At 44.2% G+C, this 1,445-nt stretch carries 2 protein-coding genes; both read left to right on the top strand.

All coding sequences use genetic code 11. The features are described 5' to 3' along the window. Window positions 1-42 precede the first annotated feature (42 nt). Window positions 43-495 (top strand): PilW family protein, encoded by a 453-nt coding sequence (locus EI162_RS14125; RefSeq protein WP_192524932.1) that lies wholly within the window; start codon window positions 43-45, stop codon window positions 493-495. An 11-nt stretch (window positions 496-506) separates the two neighbouring features. After that, complete coding sequence (locus EI162_RS14120) at window positions 507-1,364, top strand: pilus assembly protein PilX (protein ID WP_192524931.1); 858 nt, start codon at window positions 507-509, stop codon at window positions 1,362-1,364. Window positions 1,365-1,445 lie beyond the last annotated feature (81 nt).

Below are 1,445 nucleotides of genomic sequence, written 5' to 3'. Positions count from 1 at the left end.
TAGTGCCATTCACTTAGTTTCTTGTGTCGTTTGGCTTAATTGATGACACGCCCTAGTTCAGGCGATATAAAAAATCTGGTACTTGCCTGTGATGCTGGGCGCGTCAACTTAGTCGGTGGCGTTACTGAACTCACTGATTTTGGTGGAATAGGACAAGAGTTCATTGCCAATGTTGACCAATTTAAAGTGCTATTAGGGATGCATTTTACCAAGGGTGCCAATGCTGGGAAAATGATGTACTTGCCTAGCAGTGCTTATATGAAAATAACTGATGACAAGCCTGCCATCACCGCTATTAAGATGGGGCTTATCGCCCATGGTAGTACGCCTATAGTGGGTAGTGAGGATCAAACTAAGTTTTTGTTATTGGGTCAAGATAATACTCTAGAAACAGACACTACCCGTAAAAACCAAGTACGTAATACCTACGAGACCACCACTTTATTGCGTAATGCTCGTGTCGTTAACATAGATACCAGCTTAAAACCCCAGTAGGGAGACTGACCATGCCAAGCAGCCGTCATTTATCAGGCCTAACCATCATAGATATCCGTAGCGCTGTGGTGTACCGCGAATCAGAGCAAGGCGCAACGCTGATAGTGGTGTTATTGTTTTTGGTGCTCATTATGCTCGCAGGGGCAATTGCGGTTAGACAAAGTAATACCGATCTCAAAGTGGCGACCAGTGACCAAATTAATACTATCTTATTGCAGTCATCAGATAGCGGAAATCAAAAGCTAGAAAACATGATTAATGGTGATCCAGCATCGGAGCAGTATAAAGACGTGACCAGCTCGGCTGGGGTATTTGGGCATTTTTTATTGGATGATAAAAACACTAACAACGAGTTTATTTATTGCTTCAATCCGCGCACCCAAAAATACTTAACGGCCAATGCTACGATTAGAGATCCTAGTGGCGGCTACTGGAGTGGTCTGGATAAGGGCATTTGCAATTATAAAAGTGCTGATGGCTATACCAGTAACAGACAAACCATTGTCACTCAGATGAGCGTCACCACCACTCCGCCCGATCCCAATGCTGAAGCTTTTTCACAGATGGTCATCGGTAAAGAAGTGGAAGACAGAACTAGTAAGCGCTTTAAGTTCGATATCCGTGCTACCTCAGCACTGCCAGCTTATCACGAACCAAAAGATGACAATGGCTCTTGTTTTGATAATAGCAGTATCACTGCCGCTGATGGCAAAAATGCAATGAATGACTGTATGCTAGCGGCGATGACCCCGAGCAAAATGCTCTACGAGCAAGTCGATGTAGAAAACGTCTCCGCCTCTACTACCTGTATCCCATTTGGTAAAGGCTCAGGATCACTAGATAGGAAATGTGTCCTTGCGTCTCCCTAAACCCCTTAGCCTACCGCGCAATTGTGTGTAGTGGCATAATAAAATTGGACAGCTTCTAAGAGGTTATAATAACCCAAAGAA

It is taken from the genome of Psychrobacter sp. FME6 (assembly GCF_014861365.1).
In the GTDB taxonomy this organism is placed as follows: Bacteria; Pseudomonadota; Gammaproteobacteria; order Pseudomonadales; family Moraxellaceae; genus Psychrobacter.
The sequence above is the reverse complement of the archived record's forward strand: the minus strand, read 5'-3'. Positions and strand labels throughout refer to the sequence as shown.